The sequence below is a fragment of the Streptomyces sp. NPDC000075 genome (genome assembly GCF_040301925.1).
Classification (GTDB): domain Bacteria; phylum Actinomycetota; class Actinomycetes; order Streptomycetales; family Streptomycetaceae; genus Streptomyces; species Streptomyces polychromogenes.
In genome coordinates this window covers 231,985-248,026 of sequence record NZ_JBEPFL010000005.1, presented here as the reverse complement: position 1 = coordinate 248,026, position 16,042 = coordinate 231,985, and the positions used below count along the sequence as shown (strand labels likewise).

Genomic DNA, 16,042 nt, shown 5'->3' with positions numbered 1-16,042 from the left:
CCGGTGATCGGTCGCCCCCGCTTTCACCGGGCGGTCCCGCCCGGTGTCACGCCCCTGTGGCCCGGGCGGGTCAGAACTGCAGCGCCCAGGAGTCGATCTTGCCGGTGTCGGCGGCCGCGTTGTCGTTCACCCGCAGCTTCCAGACGCCGTTGGCCACCTCGGAGGAGGCGTTGACCGTGACGGTCTTGACGATGTCGTCCGCGCTCCCGCCGGTGCGGTTGTGCAGGTTGTAGAGCGTCCCGTCGGGTGCGACCAGGTCGACCTTCAGGTCGCCGATGTAGGTGTGCTTGATGTCCACCGACACGCCCAGCGCCGCCGGGGCGTTGCCGGAGACCCCGCTGACGGTGATCGGGGACTCGACCGTCGCGTTGTCGTTGATCGCGTAGTCGGCGGTGTTCTCGAAGCGCGGGCCGCTCGGCGGGGTGGTGCCGGCGCCCACGTTCAGCAGGCGGTTGGGCGATCCGGTGCCGGGGCCCGTCACCACGTTCGGGGTGGCCGCCGCGACCAGGCCGTCACGGACCTGCGCCGGGGTGCTCGACGGGTTCTGCGAGAGGTAGAGGGCGGCCGCGCCCACGACGTGCGGGGTGGCCATCGACGTACCGGAGATGGTGTTCGTCGCGGTGTCGCCCGTGCCCCACGAGGAGGTGATGGAGGAGCCCGGCGCGAAGACGTCCAGGACCGAGCCGTAGTTGGAGTAGCTCGCCTTGGCGTCGGTGCTGGTGGTCGCGCCGACGGTGATGGCCTCGGCCACGCGCGCCGGGGACTTGGTCGAGGCGTCGGTGGACTCGTTGCCGGCCGCGACGCCGTAGGTGATCCCGGACGCGATGGAGTTGCGCACGGCGGTGTCGAGCGCCGAGTCGGCCCCGCCGCCGAGCGACATGTTGGCCACGGCGGGCTTCACGGCGTTGCGGGTCACCCAGTCGATGCCCGCGACCACCTGGGCGGTGGTGCCGGAGCCGTTGTTGTCGAGCACGCGGACGCCGACGATCTTCGCCTTCTTGGCGACGCCGTAGCTGCTGCCCGCGACGGTCCCGGCGACGTGCGTGCCGTGGCCGTGGCCGTCCTGGGCGGTGTTGTCGTTGTCGATGGCGTCGTAGCCGTAGGAGGCGCGGCCGGCCAGGTCCTGGTGGGTGATCCGGACGCCGGTGTCGATGATGTACGCGGTCACCCCCTCTCCGGCCTTGTCCGGGTAGGTGTAGCTCTGGTCGAGGGGGAGGGCGCGCTGGTCGATGCGGTCCAGGCCCCAGGACGGCGGGCTGGGCTGGGTGGCGTCGACGGTGAAGATACGGTTCTGTACGACCGAGGCGACGGCCGGGTCGGCCGCGAGCTTCCTCGCCTGCGCCTCGGAGACCTCGACGGAGTAGCCGTTGAGGGCGGCGCTGTAGGTCCGGTCGATCCTCGCGCCGTACCGCTTGGCGACGGCCTTGCCGCTGTCGGCGGTGGAGCGGGCGGCGGAGTCCTTCAGGGTCACGATGTAGCTGCCGGGCACGGACCCGGCGACGCCCGCGTTCTCGATGACGCCCTGCGGGCCGCCGCCTGCCGCCGAGGCGGGCAGGGCGGCGGCCGCGGTGAGGGCGAGGGCCGCGGCGGCTATCGCGCTGATGCCGGCTGTCTTCCGGCGGGTGTGACGCATCACGGACATGTGAGGGGTCCTCCTCATCGGCGGTGCGCTGCGTGGGGGTCGGGCGGGCGGCGAAGGGCGCACGGCATGGCGAAGATGCCATGTGCATGTCAATCAGAAACGCCCAACGGGCCGTCGCCGCAAAAAGGTTGACCCACCCGTGCGTCATCCCACAAGAGCCCCACGGACGCGTAACATCCGTGCCATACCACGGCCATGAAAGAGCAAAGGTGCTCCGCACATGACGCACGCACTTCCTGGTTACCTCTGCCCCGAGGACGGCACGCGCGCGGACGTCCGGACCGCCCCCTGGTCCTGCCCGGTCTGCGGCGGCCCCTGGGACCTCGACTTCACGCCCGATCCGGCCATCGCGCTGGACCCGGCGGCGGGCCCGCACTCGCTGTGGCGGTACGCGCCGGCGCTGCCGCTGCCGGGGGCGTTCTCGGTCACCCTCTCCGAGGGGCACACCCCGCTGATCCCGCTCGGGGAGCGGATTCACGCCAAGCTCGACTTCCTGATGCCCACGCTGTCCTTCAAGGACCGGGGCGCGGTGATGCTCGCCGAGCTGGCCCGGCGGCTGGGCCCGGAGCGGGTGGTCGCGGACAGCAGCGGGAACGCGGGGACCTCGGTGGCGGCGTACTGCGCGCGGGCCGGGCTGCGTTGTGAAGTTTTCGTGCCCGAGGGGACCTCGGAGAAGAAGACCGGGCCGATGCGGGCGCACGGGGCGACGGTACGGACCGTGCCGGGCGGCCGCGAGGCCGCCGCGGAGGCCGCCCGGGCGGCGGCGGACGGGCCGGGCGTCTTCTACGCGAGCCACGTCTTCAACCCCTACTTCCTGCACGGCACGAAGACGTACGTGTACGAGGTCTGGGAGGCCCTGGGCGGCCGGCTCCCCGAGGTGCTCGTCGTCCCCGTCGGCAACGGCACGCTGCTGCTGGGCGCGGCGCTGGCGGCGGCGGAGCTCGCCCGGCGCGGGGTACGGGCGCCGGTGCTGGTCGGGGTGCAGGCGGAGGCGGTGGCGCCGCTGGCGGCGGCGTTCGCCGCGGGGGCGCAGGAGGCGCGGCCGGTGGAGGAACGGCCGACCCTCGCGGAGGGCATCGCGATCCCGGCGCCGCCGCGGGCCCGCCAGATCCTGGCGGCGGTCCGCGCGTCGGGCGGCACGATCCTGACGGTCCCCGACGCCCGCGTCCGGGAGGCCCAGCGGGACCTGGCCCGCCGGGGCCTGTTCGTCGAGCCGACCGCTGCCGCGTGCTGGGCGGCGGTGGGCCCCGGCGCCCCGTCCGACCTCCTGCGCGGCCGCACGACGGTCCTCCCCCTGTGCGGAGCCGGCGCCAAGTCCGGTCTGGCGCCGTAGTCCCGCCGTCCGCGTCCACGTCGGAAAACCGCCAGCCGGATCCACCGGGTTCTGCTGAACTGACCCCATGACCACCGCACTTGAGAAGGCCGCCGCCTTCACTGCCCTGCACACCCCCACCACCCCCCTCGCCCTCGCCAACGCCTGGGACGTCGCCAGTGCCCGCATCGTCGAGGCCGCCGGCGCCCCGGCCGTGGCCACCACCAGTGCCGGGGTCGCCTGGTCGCTCGGTTCGCCCGACGGCGACGCCCTCGCCCGGGACCGGGCCCTGGACCTGATCGCCCGCGTCGCCTCCGCCGTCTCCGTCCCGGTCACCGCCGACATCGAGGGCGGCTTCGCGGCCGATGCCGCCGGGGTCGGGGAGACCGTCGCCGGCGTCCTCGCCGCCGGCGCGGTCGGCGTCAACATCGAGGACGGCACCCGGGACCCCGCCGAGCAGGCGGAGCGCCTGGCCGCCGCCCGGGCCGCCGCCGGCGCCGCCGGGGTCCCGCTGTACATCAACGCCCGCGTGGACACGTACCTCTTCGGCCTCGGGGAGAGCGCGACCCGCGTCGACGAGACCCTCGCCCGGGCCTCCGCCTACCTCGCCGCCGGCGCCAGCGGCGTCTTCGTGCCCGGGGTCACCGACCCCGCCGTGATCGCGGAGCTCGCCAAGGGCATCGACGCCCCGCTCAACGTCCTCGTCGGCCCCGGCGCCCCCTCCGTCGCCGAGCTCGGCGCCCTCGGCGTGGCCCGCGTCAGCCTCGGGTCCTGGGTGGCGGAGGCCGCGTACGCCGTCGCCCGCCGCGCCACCGAGGAGCTGCTCACCGGCGGCACCTACGGCTCGCTCGCCGGCGCCCTCCCGTACGGCGAGGTGAACGCCCTGCTCAAGAGGTGAGATACCGAGAAGCGTGCATGAGGCACCGACCATAGGATCCGGTCATGAGCACCTCGATACCGGCGGAGCCGGAGACGGCGGAGGCCGGCGCCCCCCGCCGCAGGACCAGCGGAGCCGTCTGGACCGCCCTCGCCCTCGTGTACGTCGTCTGGGGCTCGACCTACCTCGGCATCCGGATCGTCGTGCAGACCATGCCGCCGTTCCTCTCCGCCGGTGCCCGCTTCATCACCGCCGGGCTGGTCCTGGCCGGCATCGTCGCCTGGCGGTACGGGCCCTCCGCGCTGCGCGTCACCCGGGCGCAGCTCGGCTCGACGCTGGTGGTGGGCCTGCTGCTGGTGCTCGGCGGCAACGGCCTGGTCGTGCTGGCCGAGACCTCGGTGCCCTCGGGCCTGGCGGCACTGCTGGTGGCGGCGGTGCCGATGTGGGTGGTGGTGCTGCGGGCGGCCACCGGGGACCGGCCGCCCGGGCGCACCCTGGCCGGGGTGCTGGTGGGGCTCGCGGGTCTGGCGGTGCTGACCAGCCCGGGGCTGAGCGGGGAGGTCCGGCTGTCGGGCGTGCTGCTGGTCCTGGCCGGCTCGCTCGCCTGGTCGCTGGGCTCCTTCTCGGCGGGGCGGCTGCCGCTGCCGGGCAACCCCTTCACCGGCAGCGCGTACCAGATGGTGTGGGGCGGGCTCGCCGGGGTGCTCGTCGGGCTGGCGCGCGGCGAGCAGCAGGGCCTGGACCCGGCCTCCTTCTCCACCGCCTCCTGGCTGGCCCTGGGCTACCTGGTGCTGATCGGCTCGGTGGTCGGGTTCACCGCGTACGCGTGGCTGCTCCAGGCGGCCCCGCTGTCGCTGGTGTCCACGTACGCGTACGTCAATCCGGTGGTGGCCGTGGTGCTGGGCGCGCTGATCCTGGACGAGGCGCTGACCCTGCCGATCGTGCTCGGCGGCGCGGTCGTGGTGGCGGGGGTGGGCGTGATCGTCAGCACCGAGCGGCGGAAGTAGCGCCGCCGCCCGGGGTGGCGCCGCCGGCGGCTCAGCCCCGGGCGGCGGCCTCGTAGAGGGCCTTGGCCCGCTCGTCGTACAGGGCCGCCGTGGAGTCCACGTCGGTGTCCCCGCCGCTGAGCACCCCGATGAGGCGTCCCGGCTGGCCCGTGCCGCCGCGGTCGGCGATCCAGGGGCTGCCGCTGGTGCCCGTCCAGAAGCCGGCGCAGCTGATGTACAGCATGTCCGGGTCGTCGGTGTCGTGACGGGTCTGGGTGGTGCAGGAGACCGGCTTGTTCTGCGGGTTGTGGTCGGACTCGGGGTAGCCGACGACGGTGACCTCGCGCTCGTACCCGGAGGTCCAGTCCGGCCTGGGCGCCTCACCGTGCCCGACGCGCTGCTGGAGGCTGCGCCCCTGCCCGTCCGGTTCGACGGTGAGGAAGGCGAAGTCGGCGGTCTCGTCGCCCCACTTCGTCCAGCGCTCGTCCACGTGGATGGAGCGGACCTTCCACACCCCGAGGGGACGGTTGCCCGCGCCCTCGCCGGAGAAGGCGGGGGCGAAGGAGAGCTCGCCGATGGCGAGCCCGTCGTGCGCCACCTCGCCGGGCCTTCCGTCCTCGCCGGCCGGGGCGACGCAGTGCGCGGCGGTCGCGACGACGTTGCCCTTGGGGCTGTCGACCACGCTCGCCGTGCACCAGTGCTCGCCGTTGGCCATGAGCACGCCGACGGTGGGGAAGGGGTGCACCGGCTGCTCGCCGGACGCCCCGAGGAGGACGGCGGCGCACGCCGCCACGATCCCCGCGGCCGCCAGCGCGGTCGCCCCCTTCACCACGGGGCTCATCGCACGCCGGGATCGGGGGTCGGTGCCTGCATCACCTTGCTGATCCACTCCAGGGAGCCCTCCCTCATGCCACGTACGTACGATTTTCCGTTGTGCTCACCATCCTGGATCACCTGGAGCCGGGTGTGCACGGGGCCCCTGCCGTACTCCTTCATGAACTTCTCGGCCAGGTCCCGGCCGCTCTCCTTGGTGCCGATCTGGAAGTTGATGTAGACGTCGGGTCCACCCTCCCTGATGAGCTTCTCGGCGAGCTTCTCGGGGTTGTTCTCGTCCATCGCCTGCCGGTTCCCCTTCCACAGCGGGGAGTCGGGGACGAAGTCGACGCCGCTGGCGATGACCGCCTTAAAGCGGTCGGGGAACTTCAGGACGTCCTTGAAGGCGCCGAAGCCGCCCGAGGAGGAGCCCATGAAGGCCCAGCCGTCGCGGGAGGTGAAGGTGCGGAAATTGGCCCGCGCGAAATCCGGGACGTCATCGGCCATCCAGGTGCCCATCTTGGGCTCTCCGGGGATGTCGGAGCCGTCGTAGTGGTGCTTGGTGTCGGCGTTGATCACCGGCATGACCAGGATGAAGGGCAGGCTGGTGCCCTTCTTGACCCCGTCGATCACGGCCTGCTGGAGGCCGAGGCCGGGGCCCGTGCCCCAGTAGTTCTTGGGGTAGCCGCGGCCGCCGGGCAGGGAGATCAGGACCGGGAAGCCGCTCTTGGCGTACCTCGGGTCGTCGTACTCCTTGGGGACCCACACCCACACGTCGCCCGTGAAACCGGACTTCCTGCCGGTCAGGGTGGTCATCGCGATCTGCGTGCCGTCCGCGAGACGGCTGGTGCGCACGAAGTCCGACTTGGGGCCGGTGGGCATCAGCACCCCCGGGCGGATGTCCTCGGCGGCGGCGGACTCCTGGATCTTCCCGAAGGAGACCGGGTCCCCCATGTCCGAGAAGAGGCCGAACTCGTACGCCGCTCCGGCCCCGGCGGCGAGGAGGAGGGCGAGGCCTCCGCCGATGAGGATCTGGCGCTTGCTCGGGCGGCGCCCGGGGCGGCGGCCGCCCCCGGTCGCGGGGCCGCCGTCACCGCCTTGCTGGTCATACTGCACGGATTCGTTCCCGTTCCTTCTCCGGCGCCCTGGTTGGGCGCGGGTCGGACCGATAGGTCCCCCTTTTCGCTTCTACAGAGGTGTCAACGACCGTAGGGGTTGCCTGGGACCGGGGCGACGTGGCGAGGGCCACGTGGCGGACGCCGTGCGGTGGGCGGCTCGGCCTGTGGGCGGCTCGGCCGGCGGGCGGGCGGGCGGCTCAGCCGGTGGGCTCGGGCTTCGGGCCCTTGAGCACCTTGCTGATCCACTCGAGCGAGCCCTCCTTCATGCCCCGCACGTAGTGCCAGCCGTTGTGCTCGCCGTTCTGGATGTCCCGGATGGTCGTCTTGACGGGGCCCTTGCCGTACTGCTGGACGAACTTCGTCATCCGGTCCTTGCCGGACTCCTTGGTGCCGATCTGGAAGTTGATGTAGACGTCCGGGCCGCCCGCCTGGATCAGCTTGTCGGCGAGCTTCTCGGGGTTGTTCGCGTCCATCTCCGCCTGGTGGCCCTTCCAGAGCGGGGAGTCCGGGACGATCTCGCCGCCGCTGGCGATCACGGCCTTGAAGCGGTCCGGGTACTGCAGGAGCGTCTTCATGCCGACGAAGGCTCCGGAGGAGGAGCCCATGAAGGCCCAGCCGTCGCGGGACTTGTACGTACGGAAATTGGCGCGGGCGAAGTCCGGGACGTCCTCCGCGATCCAGGTGCCCATCTTGGGCTGGCCGGGTATGTCGGCGCCGTCGTAGTAGTACTTGTTGTCCGGGTTGAGCACCGGCATGATCACGACGAAGGGCAGGCTGGTCCCGGCCTGGACGCCCTCGCTGATGGCCTTCTGGAGGCCGAGGCTGCGGTCGGACCAGTAGTTGGCGGGGAAGCCGTTGCCGCCCGGGAGGGCGATGAGGACCGGGAAGGCGCTCTTGGCGTACTTCGGGTCGTCGTACTCCTTGGGGGCCCAGACCCAGACGTCCCCCTCGAAGCCCGACTTGGCGCCGGCGAGGCGGGTCTTGGCGATGATCGTGCCGTCGTCGAGCTTGGTGGTCTGCTTGAAGTCCGACTTGGGGCCGGCGGGCAGCTGCACGTCCGGGTCGCCGGTGGGGGTGGGCGAGGCGGAGGGGCTCGCGCCCTTCTTCGGGGAGCCGCCGTCCGCGGGGGCGGCCGGCGGATGGTTCTTGCCGAAGCTCACGGCCTGGCCGTTCCCGTCGAACCACTCGTTCTCGTAGGCGGCGAAACCCCCGCCGCCGAGGACCAGTGCGCCGACGACGCCCGCGCTGATCCACAGCGCGCGCCGTGACCTCCCGCGGCCCGCCGCCGGCTCGGGCGCGCGGCCGGACGACTGCTGAGGGTGCTGATCCACGAACTTCGCTCCGAACGGTCTCGGCTGCCCAGGGTCGGGGGCAGCTCAACGGACATCCCCTTGGTTAGTCCTGATGAGCGAATTCTGCGGATAGTTCCAAATCCCTGCAAAAACTTGCCCTGAACTTCAGGTTTCGGCTTGCCCCGACCCGCTCACTTCAGCGCGTCGAGCACCTCCGCGCACCGCCCCAGCAGGGCGACGAGCCGCTCGCGCTCCTCCGGCGTGAACGCGTCGGCGAGCGCCCGCTCCACCCGCACGGCGCCCGCGTCCGCGAGCTCCATCGCGGCGCGCCCCTCGGCCGTGAGGCGGGTCTCCAGCACGTTGCGGTGCCACTCGTGCGGGGTCCGCTCGACGAACCCGCGCTCGTGGAGGTTCTTCAGCACGGTGTTCATCGTCGGCGCGGTGACCCCGCAGAGCCGGGCGAGGGCCGCGGCGGAGATGCCCGGCTTCTCGGCGAGCCAGAGCAGGGCCGCGTACTGCGGAACCGTTACTGCGGCCGGCTTGCAGGCGGTGGTCTTCGCCGCGATGAGCGCCTGCTCGGCGCGCTTGACGTGCGAGCCGATGCGCTCCTCGGGGGGCATGGAGGTCATGACGGCATCTTAGGGCCCCACCACTCCTCCCCCTTCGAACCTTGCCAACCATTAGACCTCTTATTACTCTTCGAACTCACCTACCAAGAAGGACACACCCATGCGCAAGCTGTCGTACGCCGTGCCCGTAGCCGCCCTGCTGGCCCTGACCACCGCCCTCACCACCGGCGCCGCCCCGGCTCCCGCCCGCGTGTCGACGGCGTTCACCCTGCCCGGCGCGAAGGTGTACCCCGAGGGCATAGCCGCCGACGCCCGCACCGGCACCGTGTACGTGGGCTCGTACGCGGACGGCACCGTCTACCGCGCCCGCCCCGGCGCCCGCAGCGCCGAGGTGTTCCTGCCCTCCGGCACCGACGGCCGGCACACGGCCAACGGCCTGCACGTCGACGCGCGGGGCCGCCTGTGGGTCACCGACTCCACGGCCGGGGTCGCGGTGTACGACCCGGCGACGGGCACCCGCCTGGCCCACTTCGAGGTGGACCCCGCCATCCCGCACTTCGTCAACGACCTGACCATCACCCCGGACGGCACCGCGTACCTGACGGACAGCGTCCGCGCGGTGATCTACCGCGTCACCCCGGCCCAGCTGCGCGCCGGCTCGGGCACCCTGACGGCGGCCTACGACCTGAGCGGGCAGGTCACCCCGCCGCCGCCCGGCAAGTTCACCCTGAACGGCATCACCTCCGACGCGGCGGGCCGCTACCTCCTGGCGGTGGACATGACCGCCGGGGAGCTCCACCGCGTCGACCTCGCCACGGGCGCCCTCAGCCGGGTCACCCTCACGGGCGGCGACCTCAAGGCCGCCGACGGCCTCGACCTCTCCCCCGGCGGCACCCTCCGGGTGGCCCACAACGTCAGCAACACCCTGACCCGCTGGCAGCTCACCCCGGACGGCACCCGGGCCCGCCTGCTCCACACCCTGACGGACCCGTCCCTCCAGATCCCCACCACCCTGACCCACACCCCGACCCGCACCCTGGTGGTCCGCTCCCAGTTCGACAAGGGCGGCCCGATGACCCCGTCGACGGGCACCCCGACCACCTTCACGATCGCCGCGGTGCGGGGTCTGTAGCCCGGGCCCTCGCATCCGCCCGGGCGGTGTCAGTGGCGGCTGTTTCCATGGGGCCATGAACACCGTGCACACGACCGCCGCCCTCCTCCCGGACCCCGACCTGCTGCGCGCTCACCTGCGTGCGCTGGCGGTACTGGACGAGGCCATGTCCCGTGATCCACGGTCCGCCCGCTACTCCTTCTCCGCCTTCTCCGCCTTCTCCGCCGACCGGGGCCCGGCCGGGGAGGCGGCCCTGATGGTGAACGGCTCGGGGGACGAGTTCTCCGTCCTGTTCACCCCGGCGGGCGTGCTCGTCCGCGGCTTCGACCACGAGTCGCGGATGAGTCCGTACGCCACGGACGACGAGCAGGTCTGGCCCGGTGGCATCGACGACGTGCCCGCCGCCCTGCGCCCGCTCCTGGACGAACCCGCCTTCCGCGACGAGGACATCGACGTGCCGCGGGTCACCGCCTGCCTCTGGCGGGAGAGCGGCGACACCGCCTGGCGCGCCGGCACGGGCATCGAGTTCCCCGCCGGCAGCCCGGACCCGGACGGCTCCGGGCACCTCTTCCGCCTCCTCACCGACCGCTCCCCGGAGGCCGTCCAGGCCCACTTCGAGGACGAGTACGGGCGCCCCGTCCCGATCGAGGTCATCCGCCACGTCCTCGCGGGCCACCCCCTCACCCCCGAAACCGCCCGCGCCCTCAACCCGGACGCCCTCTCTGACGAGGCCCTGCTCGGCCGGATCGCCGCGAACCCCGAGGTCCACGCGTACCTCGCCTGCGACGGCGAGTTCGACCTCACCCTCACCGACCCCATCGAGCCGGCGATCGCGCTGCCGGCCGGTCTGCCGGTGGAGCCCGTGGCCGGCTGCAACGCGGGCGGCACCCACTACCTCTGCGGCCCGGCCACCCCCGGCGGCCCCCGCCCCGTCCTCTACACCGACTCGGAGGGCAGGGCCACCCTCATCGCCGAGTCCCTGGCCGAGGCGCTGACCCTGGCCATCGTCCTGCCGTCCTGGCACGACGCCCTGGCCGGGTTCCGGCCCCCGGCCCTCAACGCCGACTACCTGGAGGACAACCCGGACCACGCCACCGTCGCCGCCCGCCTCCTGGCCGCACTCCGCCTCCCCCCGGCCACGGACGCGGACGTCCTGGCCCGCCTGCTCACCACGGCCGCCCGCACCGTCCCGGACGGCTTCCTCCCCCACGTACCGGGCGACGAGGACCCCGCCTTCGACCCAATGCTCGAACCCGCCCGCCCCTCGGCCTGAGCAGGCACCACGTCGGCACGGGAACGCGGAAGGGGCCGGGCTCACGGGAGCCCGACCCCTTCCGGCCTGCGTGGTGACGCGGCGGCTACACGTTGAAGCGGAATGTCTGCGGGCTGATCCTGACCTGTGGCGTAGCCCTACACAGGGCCTTGACCTGGGATTTCCTCGTTGGGCATGCGTTGGCTCCCGAAGGCCGTTTACGAGTGTCCTGCGGACTGGCTGCGGGTGCCGAGGCAGAGAAATCCATGGCGCACCGGCCGGACCTCCCACGAGACTGCGCAGGTGAGCGACCGCTACCCCTGTCCCTGCTGCGGGCACCGCGTGCTCGACGCCATGCCCGGCTCCTACGAGATCTGCCCCGTCTGCTTCTGGGAGGACGACGGGGTCCAGTTCCGCTGGCCGACCATGGACGGCGGAGCGAACAAGGTCTCCCTGATCGAGGCCCAGCTCAACTACCAGGACTTCGGCGCCTGCGACCAGCACGGCCGGCAGTACGTTCGCCCTCCGGCCGCGGACGAGCCGCTCGACCCCGCCTGGCGCCCCATCGACCCGACCCGCGACTCCTTCGAGGACTGGGACGCGGACGAACGCACCCCGTGGCCCGACGACCGCTCGGTGCTCTGCTGGTGGCTCCCCACCTTCTGGCGCCGCGACCATCCGACGTCATGACCTCCCACATCGAGCGACTCGTCCAGCAGCTCGACGGCGATGCCGGCGTGTCCTACGACACCCGCGCGGAACTGATCTGGCTCGGCTCCGCCGCCACCCCCGCCATCATCGACGGCCTGCCCTCCCTCGGCGGCTTCGGCCAGCTGACCGCCATCGAGGTCTTCCAGCAGGTGGGCGACCCCCGCTGCGGCCCCGCGCTCATCGGACTGCTGGACAGCGGCAACCCGACCGTCCGCGAGTGGGCTGCGATCGCCCTGGCGAGCCTGGAGATCGAGGGCGCAGTCGAGCCCCTCCGTCGCGCCTACCGCGCCTGCCTGGAACGGGCCACCCCGCCGGACTGGACCGAGCCCGACGGCATCCGCTGGGCCCTGACCGAACTCGGTGCCCGCACTCCTGTCGTCCCGCCGCTCACCGCGCGCCTACGCGCCATCGCTGCGGACGACGCCCCTGGCTGGCCCTCGGCCCACTTCACGGAGATCATCGACGACCTTGCCGGCCACGCCCAGGTGATCCTCTACTCCCAGTTCTGGCGGGTGGACGCTGGCCGCACGTACGGCATCTCCGGCACTGCTCTGGACTGGGAACTCGACTGGACCGCGCCCTGGGAGCACCTGGTCGAGGAGTCCCGCACCTGGTCCCTACTGGAAGCCTCCGAAGCCCCCACCGGCGACAACATCTTCGTCGCCCCCAGCTGGATCGACCGTACCGACCTGTACCCGGAGAGGTGACGATGCCATCCCAGCACCCCAAGAAAACCGGCTACGGCTACGTGATCGAGCGCTACGTCACGAGGAAGGACTCGGACCACCCGCGCTACCTCGAACTGAACAGCGCGCGCGTCCTGCGGCCGGGGTGGCCGCACGCCAAACGCTTCGCCCGCCACCTGATCGACGACGCCGCCACCATCACCGACGCCGAACTGGAAGCCCTACTCGCCTACGAATGGCGCTCGCGCCTCACAGCCGCCTGGCTGATCGGTGTCGATCGCCGTGAATCGTTCCGCAAGCGCATCGGCAACCTGCTCCTGGCCAGCGAGGTCTGCTACTCCGGCGGCGCCTACTGCTTCGCCTTGGCCCGCTTCGGCACGCACGCGGACGCCGAGATCCTGACTACCTACCTCGACCGCTACCTCCCCCGCACCGACCTGCACTACGACCAGCCCGACGCACTTGGCGCCCTCCTCCACCTCGACGCCCGCCTCGGCACCAACCACGCCAACCGCTTCACGGAGCCCGACGGCCTCTGGGACCACTGGGGCAAGGGCGTGGGACGCCTCGGCTACCCCAGCCACACCCCCGCCGAGCTGCGCCGATGGACGGACCTCCACTGCGCCTTCGCCAACGGCTGGTCCCGCCCGTAATCGGGGTGCATCGGCCCCCGAGCGTGCTGGGGCAGGGCCGCACCAGAGGTGCGCGAGTCTCCGCCCCGTCGCCTGTCAGCCAAGCACAGCCCGTCGCGCCCGCAGATGCTCGCCGACAGGGGTGAGCGACGAGGGGCGGACATCTACGAAGGGCACCGGACCCCACGCCCTTCGGCATTACTACGCCAGCATGCTGATCAAGCACGGCGAGTTCGTGAAGACGCTCTCCGAGCGCCTCAACCACACCAACGCGGCCATGACGCTGAACATCTGCCCCCATCTGTGGCCCGACTCCGAGGAGCGGACCCGGGCCGCCGTCGACAAGGCGGACGTGGACCAGTCCGCCGATGCTCAGCTACAGGTCGACGAAGCGGCGTAGCCGCTCCCCCCGCGCGCTGACCGAAGTCAGCACGCTGCGGACTCTGCGCGGACCGCAAGAATGACCTGCGAAAACGTGGTTCTGGAAGTGGTGATCCAGCACCCATCCAGCACGGTGCGGACTCATCCAGCACATCCAGCACGCGCGTCCGCCTCGAAGGCAGGCCGCCCACCGAAGACATTGTGTACACATGGGACACTCGGTACGCTTGAGCGCATGACGCAGCCGCTGCCCATAGAGTCCATTCGCGATGTGCGCGCCCATCTGGCGGAGGTCGTGGAGCGCGCGGACCGCGACGACGTGCCCACGGTGATCACTCGCCGAGGCAAGGAAGTCGCCGCCGTCGTCTCCATCGAGGTTCTGCGCAAGTACCAGGAGTGGGAAGAGCGCGAGATCAACCGGATCATCGACGAGCGCCTGGCCAACCCCGCACGCGGCATCCCGATCGAGGACATCATGAGGGAGACGCTGGCGCGCGGTGAGTGAGTACCGAACCCTCTTCCGCCCCGAGGCGCAGGCCGAGCTCCGGAAGATCCCCCGCGACATGGCGCTGCGCATCCTGGCCAGACTGACAGAGCTGGAGACCGACCCTTTCGGCTTCAACACCACCGCTCTCGTATCCCAGCCTGAGCGCCGCCGCCTGCGGGTCGGCGACCATCGCGTCGTCTACACCGCCGAGAACGGGGAGCTCGTGGTGTGGGTGGTACACGTCGGGCACCGTTCCAGGGTCTACGAGACCTGATCGCCACGTCGTCCCGGGAACGCCGAAGGGGCCGGGCTCACGGGAGCCCGACCCCTTCCGGCCTGCGTGGTGACGCGGCGGCTACACGTTGAAGCGGAACTCGACCACGTCGCCGTCCTGCATGACGTAGTCCTTGCCCTCCATGCGGGCCTTGCCCTTCGCGCGGGCTTCCGCGACCGAGCCGCATTCGACCAGGTCCGCGAAGGAGATGACCTCCGCCTTGATGAAGCCGCGCTGGAAGTCGGTGTGGATCACGCCGGCCGCCTCGGGGGCGGTGGCGCCCTGCTTGATGGTCCAGGCGCGGGTTTCCTTCGGGCCGGCCGTCAGGTAGGTCTGGAGGCCCAGGGTGGCGAAGCCGACGCGGCCGAGGGTGGCCAGGCCGGGCTCGTCCTGGCCGACCGACTGGAGGAGCTCCAGGGCTTCCTCGTCGTCGAGCTCGGCGAGGTCCGCCTCCAGCTTGGCGTTGAGGAAGATGGCCTCCGCCGGGGCGACCAGGGCGGACTGCTCGGCCTTGAAGGCCTCGTCCGTCAGCTCGTCCTCGTCGACGTTGAAGACGTAGAGGAACGGCTTCGTGGTGAGCAGGTGCAGCTCGTGCAGGAGGTCGCCCTGCTCGGTGCCCTTGGTGATGCCCTGGGAGAAGAGGGTGTCGCCGTTCTCCAGGATCTTCTGGGCCTTCTCGGCCGCCGCCAGGACCGCGACCTTGTCCTTCTGGAGGCGGGACTCCTTCGTCAGGCGGGGGACGGCCTTCTCGATGGACTGGAGGTCGGCGAGGATCAGCTCGGTGTTGATCGTCTCGATGTCGTCCTTGGGCGAGACCTTGCCGTCGACGTGGACGACGTTCTCGTCCTTGAAGGCGCGGATGACCTGGCAGATCGCGTCCGACTCGCGGATGTTCGCGAGGAACTTGTTGCCCAGGCCCTCGCCCTCCGAGGCGCCGCGCACGATGCCGGCGATGTCGACGAAGTCGACCGTGGCGGGGAGGATCCGCTGGGAGCCGAAGATCCCGGCCAGGACGCCGAGGCGCTGGTCCGGGACGCCGACGACGCCGATGTTCGGCTCGATGGTGGCGAACGGGTAGTTGGCCGCCAGTACGTCGTTCTTGGTCAGGGCGTTGAACAGGGTCGACTTGCCGACATTCGGCAGACCGACGATTCCGATCGTGAGCGACACGTTGGCGACTTCCCGTAGCTGAGTGGGGGCGGCGGCCCGGACTGGGCCGTCTGACAGTTTACTTTCCCGATGAGCGCACATGGTTGTACGCGTGTCCGGGCGGGCTGGGCGGGGGGTCGCGCCTAGGTTGGTGGGGTGGAGCGATACAGGATGCGTTCGGTACGTCACCCGCAGGTGCCCGCCCAGGCGGGGCGGCGCCCCCGACCCCCCGCGCCGGCCGGCCGGCGGATGCCGCGGCCGCGGCTGACCGGGCTCGGCGGCGGGCTGTTCGCCTGTGCGGCGATGCTGCTGGTGGCCGGGGTGTGCTGGCTGCTCTTCGACTCCTCCCTGTTCGCGTACGGGCTGCTCTTCCTGCCCGTGGCCGCCGCCACCGCCCTGTGGGTGCGGCCGGCCGACCTGATCACCGCGCCGGTGTCCGTGCCGATCGCCTTCGCGGCCGGGGTGTGGCCCGTCTCCGGGGGCTCCGGCGGCTTCGGCGGTGAGCTCATGGGGGTGGTGTCGGCGCTGTCCCTGCACGCCGGGTGGCTGTACGCGGGGACGCTGGTGGCGGGGCTGATCGCGCTGGTGCGGCGGGCCGCGCTGAGCGGGCGCCGCCGGGCCGCCGCGGCCCGGCGGACCGCAGGCGGGACCGGCGGGGCCGGCGGGGCCGGAAGGACCGGAAGGACCGGCGGGAGCGGCGGCGGGAGCCGGAGCCGGAGCGCCGGCCGGAGCAGCGCCGCCTACTGACCG

At 72.0% G+C, this 16,042-nt stretch carries 18 protein-coding genes; 12 read left to right on the top strand and 6 right to left on the bottom strand.

All coding sequences use genetic code 11. The features are described from left to right. Positions 1-70 precede the first annotated feature (70 nt). A complete protein-coding gene (locus ABT403_RS08940; protein ID WP_344164445.1) occupies positions 71-1,642 on the bottom strand; it encodes a S8 family peptidase in 1,572 nt (523 codons plus the stop codon). 220 nt (positions 1,643-1,862) lie between these two features. On the opposite strand from ABT403_RS08940, the gene ABT403_RS08935 reads away from it, so the two are divergent. The 3 genes from ABT403_RS08935 to ABT403_RS08925 all read left to right on the top strand — a co-directional run bounded on the left by ABT403_RS08935 (position 1,863) and on the right by ABT403_RS08925 (position 4,838). Continuing rightward, a complete protein-coding gene (locus ABT403_RS08935) occupies positions 1,863-2,975 on the top strand; it encodes a pyridoxal-phosphate dependent enzyme (protein ID WP_344164442.1) in 1,113 nt (370 codons plus the stop codon). 67 nt (positions 2,976-3,042) lie between these two features. Next, positions 3,043-3,852, top strand: coding sequence for an isocitrate lyase/PEP mutase family protein (locus tag ABT403_RS08930; protein ID WP_344164439.1), 810 nt, complete (start codon positions 3,043-3,045; stop codon positions 3,850-3,852). Between the two features lie 44 nt (positions 3,853-3,896). Then, entirely contained in the window at positions 3,897-4,838 is a 942-nt protein-coding gene (locus ABT403_RS08925) for an EamA family transporter (RefSeq protein ID WP_344164436.1), read from the top strand. 31 nt (positions 4,839-4,869) lie between these two features. Here ABT403_RS08925 and ABT403_RS08920 read toward each other — a convergent pair whose 3' ends face one another. The 4 genes from ABT403_RS08920 to ABT403_RS08905 all read right to left on the bottom strand — a co-directional run bounded on the left by ABT403_RS08920 (position 4,870) and on the right by ABT403_RS08905 (position 8,669). Continuing rightward, the gene (locus tag ABT403_RS08920) at positions 4,870-5,658 is read right to left on the bottom strand and encodes a trypsin-like serine peptidase (RefSeq protein ID WP_344164433.1); all 789 of its coding nucleotides are present in this window, start codon (positions 5,656-5,658) and stop codon (positions 4,870-4,872) included. After that, a complete protein-coding gene (locus tag ABT403_RS08915; protein WP_344164430.1) occupies positions 5,655-6,746 on the bottom strand; it encodes an alpha/beta hydrolase in 1,092 nt (363 codons plus the stop codon). The genes ABT403_RS08920 and ABT403_RS08915 overlap by 4 nt, the downstream gene beginning before the upstream one ends. A gap of 199 nt (positions 6,747-6,945) precedes the next feature. Beyond that, complete coding sequence (locus ABT403_RS08910) at positions 6,946-8,079, bottom strand: alpha/beta hydrolase (RefSeq protein ID WP_344164427.1); 1,134 nt, start codon at positions 8,077-8,079, stop codon at positions 6,946-6,948. Between the two features lie 152 nt (positions 8,080-8,231). Beyond that, entirely contained in the window at positions 8,232-8,669 is a 438-nt protein-coding gene (locus tag ABT403_RS08905) for a MarR family winged helix-turn-helix transcriptional regulator (protein WP_344164424.1), read from the bottom strand. Positions 8,670-8,769: 100 nt separating this feature from the next. Here ABT403_RS08905 and ABT403_RS08900 point away from each other — a divergent pair, with 100 nt between their 5' ends. The 8 genes from ABT403_RS08900 (at position 8,770) to ABT403_RS08865 (ending at position 14,143) form a co-directional block, all read left to right on the top strand. After that, on the top strand, positions 8,770-9,741 hold the full coding sequence (locus tag ABT403_RS08900) for an SMP-30/gluconolactonase/LRE family protein (RefSeq protein ID WP_344164421.1): 972 nt from the start codon (positions 8,770-8,772) through the stop codon (positions 9,739-9,741). Positions 9,742-9,796: 55 nt separating this feature from the next. Beyond that, positions 9,797-10,993 carry a hypothetical protein gene (locus ABT403_RS08895; RefSeq protein WP_344164418.1) on the top strand — a complete coding sequence of 399 codons (1,197 nt, stop codon included), beginning with the start codon at positions 9,797-9,799 and terminating at the stop codon, positions 10,991-10,993. 282 nt (positions 10,994-11,275) lie between these two features. Next, positions 11,276-11,662: a CPCC family cysteine-rich protein gene (locus ABT403_RS08890; protein WP_344164415.1), complete on the top strand. Its 387-nt coding sequence runs from the start codon at positions 11,276-11,278 to the stop codon at positions 11,660-11,662. Then, complete coding sequence (locus ABT403_RS08885; protein ID WP_344164412.1) at positions 11,659-12,390, top strand: HEAT repeat domain-containing protein; 732 nt, start codon at positions 11,659-11,661, stop codon at positions 12,388-12,390. The genes ABT403_RS08890 and ABT403_RS08885 overlap by 4 nt, the downstream gene beginning before the upstream one ends. Before the next feature lie 2 nt (positions 12,391-12,392). Beyond that, positions 12,393-13,022, top strand: coding sequence for a DUF6000 family protein (locus ABT403_RS08880; RefSeq protein WP_344164409.1), 630 nt, complete (start codon positions 12,393-12,395; stop codon positions 13,020-13,022). 190 nt (positions 13,023-13,212) lie between these two features. Next, positions 13,213-13,401: a hypothetical protein gene (locus ABT403_RS08875; RefSeq protein WP_344164406.1), complete on the top strand. Its 189-nt coding sequence runs from the start codon at positions 13,213-13,215 to the stop codon at positions 13,399-13,401. Positions 13,402-13,617: 216 nt separating this feature from the next. Continuing rightward, the gene (locus tag ABT403_RS08870; RefSeq protein WP_344164403.1) at positions 13,618-13,887 is read left to right on the top strand and encodes a type II toxin-antitoxin system Phd/YefM family antitoxin; all 270 of its coding nucleotides are present in this window, start codon (positions 13,618-13,620) and stop codon (positions 13,885-13,887) included. Further along, the gene (locus ABT403_RS08865; protein WP_344164400.1) at positions 13,880-14,143 is read left to right on the top strand and encodes a type II toxin-antitoxin system RelE family toxin; all 264 of its coding nucleotides are present in this window, start codon (positions 13,880-13,882) and stop codon (positions 14,141-14,143) included. Before ABT403_RS08870 ends, ABT403_RS08865 begins: the two co-directional genes overlap by 8 nt. 81 nt (positions 14,144-14,224) lie before the next feature. Here the strand turns inward: ABT403_RS08865 and ychF are convergent, their stop codons facing one another. After that, positions 14,225-15,313 carry a redox-regulated ATPase YchF gene (gene ychF, locus ABT403_RS08860; protein WP_344164397.1) on the bottom strand — a complete coding sequence of 363 codons (1,089 nt, stop codon included), beginning with the start codon at positions 15,311-15,313 and terminating at the stop codon, positions 14,225-14,227. A gap of 150 nt (positions 15,314-15,463) precedes the next feature. Here ychF and ABT403_RS08855 point away from each other — a divergent pair, with 150 nt between their 5' ends. After that, entirely contained in the window at positions 15,464-16,039 is a 576-nt protein-coding gene (locus ABT403_RS08855; RefSeq protein ID WP_425580251.1) for a DUF6542 domain-containing protein, read from the top strand. Positions 16,040-16,042: the final 3 nt, after the last annotated feature.